Raw genomic sequence first — 5,094 nt, forward strand, 5'->3', positions numbered from 1 at the left:
GCCAGCTGATTGGAAAGCGCGTCGAGTTCTCTGTAAGTCAACGATCTGTTTTCGAAAACTACTGCAACGGCATCAGGTTTTTTCCCGGCTTGCTGCTCGAACATTTCAACGGCTGTAGCTTCTACTATTGCTGCTGTTTTTGAAGTACTAAAATCTTCCAAAAGGATCGTTTTCTCTGAACTTGAAATGTAGTCCAGACTGGACAGTGATTGTGCAGGGTTTTCAACAAGAGCCTCTAAAACTTTAAGGTATGCTTTCAGGACACGTTTCATTGTGGCATACTTAAAGATCCCTGCATTGTAATCCCATTCTACCGAAATTCTTCTGTCCGGTTTATTATCTGTTAAAGAATCGATTTGTTCGTATACGGTATTGACAACAACACTAATATCAAATCGGGATGTTTTATTGTGCCCGTTCAAAATTTCGATGTCCGCATCCAGCAAAGACATACTTTGTACCGGAACGTTCACAAAACTAAACATGTATTGAAATAACGGATGCAGATTTAAACTCCTTTCCGGATTTATTCTTTCTACTACTTTTCCAAAAGGGGTATCATCATAAGAATAAGCATCCAAGCAGGTTTCTTTCACCTCGTTAAGTACCTCTGTTAAGGAATTTTCATTGCTAAACGTAGTACGTAATGCAATCGTATTTACAATCATACCTAAAACTTCCTGGAATTCTTTATAACGTCTGTTGGCAACAGCTGTCCCTACAGAAATATCGGTTTGATTGCTAAATTTATGCAGTACTATTTTAAAGGCTGCGAGCATTGTGATAAATAATGATACGTCTTGTTTTTCGGAAAACTGACGCAGTTTTTCGGAAAAATCTAATGAGAATACATGTTCTATCGTACCGCCTTTTTTCACAGTAGTTTCCTCTCTTTCAAAATCTAAAGGCAACAACAATCCGTTAGAAAAACCTTCAAATTTGTTTTCCCAATAATCCAATTTTTCACTAATAACACTTTCGTTCAGACTATTTCTTTCCCAATAAGCATAATCTTTAAAAGTAACTTCAGGCTTCTCTGCCTCAAAATCAGGGTCTCTTTTTAATTCATTATAAATATCAACGAAATCTCTAAACAAGATTCCCTGTGTCCATCCGTCTAAAATTAAGTGATGCTCACAAAATACAAGTACACTTTCCTGATCGGAGAACTTTAATAATTCTATTCTAAAAAGTGGTCCTTCTTCAATTTCAAAAGCACGGCTCTCTATTCTTTCCAGACTATCGGCAATTACTTTCTCTTTATTTTCTTTATTTTTTATTCCGGTATAATCGATAACCGGAATGGTATATTCAAATGGAGGCAGTATTTTTTGATAAGGCTTCCCTTCCTGATTCACAAAAACAGTTCTTAAAATCTCATGTTTTTTGATCAGTTTTGCAAACGTTTCTTCGAGTGCGGCAACCTCAACAAAACCTTTTAATTTCATGGCTCTTGATACGTGATAAGAAGTATCGGCAGTATTCAGCTGATTTAAAAACCATAATCTTTCTTGTGAAAAAGACAACGGATACAACTCCTGCTCAGGAGCTTTAATATTTTGAACTTCTTTTTTGTTTAAAGTAGGAACCAGTTCACTGATTTCTTTGATGGTAGGAGATTTGTAAAAATCCCTTAACGACAATTCAATTCCTTTTTGATCACGTAAACTACTAATAAACTGATTGGCCAATAAAGAGTGTCCTCCCAATTCGAAAAAACTCACGTTTACATCAACCTGATCCAGACGTAATAATTCCTGCCAAATTGAGGCGATCTCTTTTTCTTCGGGTGTTACCGGCAATTGAACAGCTTCTGCAATATTTACGGTTTTAGGTTCCGGTAAACTTTTAATATCAATTTTTCCGTTAGGAATTAAAGGAATAGCATCTAAGATTACAAAATGCGTCGGAATCATAAATTCCGGCAAATGAGCTTTTAAATCAATTACTAAAGAAGATATATTGATAAAAGACTCGTTTGCTACTAAATAGGCAATCAAAATAGGCATTCCTCCAACTTCGTTAATACACACATAACTGTCTACCACGTATGCATTTACTTTTTGTATAGCCTGTTCTATTTCTCCTACTTCAATACGATATCCTTTGTAACTAAGCTGACTGTCTTTTCTGCCATAAAAAATTAAATTATTGTCTATGCTCCACTTTCCTAAATCTCCGGTTTTGTAGATACGCTCTCCATTTATGTTGATAAAGGCATTAGCTGTCAATTCTTTTTTATTGAGATAAGAAACGGCCAAACCTAAACCGGAAAGTCCAATTTCTCCAATGGCACCTTTTGGTAATATTTTTGTTCCGTCTAACAGGTATACTCCTCTATTGGTAATTGGTTTGCCGATAGGAAATGAAGTGTCTGTTTCATTCACTTTATAATAGGTCGCACATACTGTACTTTCTGTAGGACCATAGGTATTGTAGATATCATAACTCGCTGTAAGCTGATCTACCTGGTGTGGTTTTAACGTATCGCCTCCGCTAATAATGGTTTTAAAATTAAAATTGTAATTTTTATGGTTGTCATTAAGGTATTGAAGCACAAATGGATTCGTACTCAACAAAGTAATTCCAAAACGCTCGCAGTCTCTCAATAATTCATTAAAATCTTTTGTATCAGTAGCAATCACTAAATTCCCTCCTACCGATAAAATCGGGAAAATTTCTTCTACAGAAGTATCAAAAGCAGTAGAAGCCTGCTGTAATACAATATCTTCTTCAGTAAGATTAAAGTAAGTACCGAATGTAAGCACATAATCGTATAAAGAAGCGTGATTGATAACAACACCTTTAGCGTTTCCTGTTGAACCGGAGGTATAAATAACATAGGCCTCATCTTCAGGTTTCAAAGCAACAGGAATATAGTTTTCCGCTATTTTATGCTCGTCCAGAATACGATCTATATTGTATTCTCTCTCTTCTGAAATAGAATTGGAAAATGAATCTGTTAAGATAAAACCTAAGCCGGCATCTTTTATAATATAGTGTTTTCTTTCCTCCGGATATGCATTATCAATAGGTACATAAACAGCTCCCGTTTTTAAGGCTGCCAAAATTCCAATAATACTTTTTTCAGATCTCGAAAGCATCACCCCTACCTTATCTCCTTTTTTAACGCCGCTGGACTGTAAATAGGAAGCTATGCTATTAGCACGTGCATTAAGGGTTTCATAAGTTAAAAAATTAGTTTGACAAGAAACCGCTGTTTTTGAACTATAGCCCGCTACAGCAGCATTCCAAAGATTTAAAAAAGTCTGTTCCGGCCTTTTTACAACTGGTCCTTTTGAAATCACTTGTATTTCTTCTAACTGTTCTTTACTCGAAATTTCAATCTCGGCTATAGCAATATGATTGGTATCCTGTAATTCTGTCAATACTTTTCTGAAAGAAGCAATCAGCTGATTGGCTTCAAATTTTGACACATATTTTTCATTGATATCAAATCTAAAACTAAGATCTCCCTTGATCCCTTCAAAAACGTGAATAGAAATAGGATCTTCTTCACTGTCATTAGACAATGGGTGTATACTTGCTTTATGACCCGAAAATTCAGATTCGTATTGCATGCGCTCGTACGACAATCGTACATCATAAAGCTTTGAAGTTTCCTGTGGCAGATTTCGCAGGATGTCGGCCTGCTGAAAACGCTGATGTCTGTAGCACATAAAAAGCGTGCTTTTAATCTCTTTGATAAAATCACTTACGGTTGCTGTTGTTTCCAAAGAAAGTTTTAATGGCAACATGCTAAGAAATGGCCCAAATGTATTTTTTTCGGCAGCATTTTTTCGGTTTAAAATAGGCATCCCTAAATTAATTTCTTCTCTGTTGTAATATTTAGACAATACGATAGAGAAACACCCGATTAACAAATGAAAAATGCTTAATCTTTCTGCTTTTACGAATGCCCATAAAGCTTCATTTTCTGCTTCGGTAAGTGCCATTTCAATATTACTGTGACTTGCCGATTTATTAGTACCGGTATAAATCAAAGAAGGTAAATTTTCATAACGGCCTAACCAAAATTTTCTGTCATTCGAAAAATCATCTGAAGCTCTGTAAGCATTGTCTAATGCTATAAAAGACTCGTACGACATTTTGTTTTTCTCAATACATAACTCATCATATACAACAGCGGTACCTAATTGTTCATAGATTCTTTTCACTTTATTGAACAACAACTGAAACGAAAATCCATCTGCTATAATGTGATGAAGTTTCGAATACCAGATATACGTTTCAGGAGCTGTTTGAATCAGCCACATTTTATAAAGCTGTTTATCTTTTTCTATATCAAAAGGCACTATAAAATCTTTCTCTATCCTTTGAATCGCTTTGGATTCATCTGACTCTTCTATGCAGGTTAATGCCAAATCACTGTTTGTTTCCTGAAGTGTATATGCAGGAAAACCACTCTTTTCTTCAAAAACAAAAGAAAAAATATCGTTCTCTTTAATCAGAATATTGAATGCTGTTTTAAAACGCTCCACATCAACACTTCCGTTAATAAATGCATAACCACCAATATTGTATTTTGGTGATTCATTGTCAAGTATCTGATCAAGCCAGATATATTTCTGAACATTTGTGACATTATTTTTCATCAGTCTGCTTTTTATAATTTGAATAAATACCGAAAACGTAAGGTTATCGTACCATTTTGATTTGTAGTATGGATAAAAACAACCACCCCCTATATTTCACTACAGAGGGAAATTGATAGTATAATAAGATTTATAGGGTATTTTTCCTTTAAGAACAAGGAAATGAGGAGTCTGAAAACTACGCCTTAGCAAAGACGTTTTCTGCTGGATTGGATAAATACGACAATGGTATTATGGCTGAGATATTCTGGCGTAATGAACTTAATCGTACACTGATTCTGTGCTGATTGTCGACTCTGAAAACTTCACATTCCAAACCTGATAGTTCACCATGCTCGATTTTAAGTTTATCGCCTATTTTTGGCAGTGCCGATTCGACTTGAACATCGGTGATGTCTTTCCCCTGGGTGAAGAGTCTGATATAAGCGATTTCTTCTTCGGAAACTTTGCCATATTCTTTGCCGAAAGACAAGTACGA

The 5,094-nt window shown here is 35.4% G+C and carries 1 protein-coding gene and 1 pseudogene; both read right to left on the reverse strand.

Annotated features, from left to right (window positions below; translation table 11 throughout):
- A partial coding sequence (locus JO950_RS21200; RefSeq protein WP_202704428.1) for a non-ribosomal peptide synthetase occupies window positions 1-4,616 on the reverse strand: 4,616 nt, incomplete at its 3' end.
- Between the two features lie 178 nt (window positions 4,617-4,794).
- Window positions 4,795-5,094, reverse strand: a pseudogene (locus JO950_RS21205) (antitermination protein NusG); the annotation flags it as partial.

The sequence above is a fragment of the Flavobacterium sp. UGB4466 genome, from assembly GCF_903469665.1.
Taxonomy (GTDB): Bacteria; Bacteroidota; Bacteroidia; order Flavobacteriales; family Flavobacteriaceae; genus Flavobacterium; species Flavobacterium lipolyticum.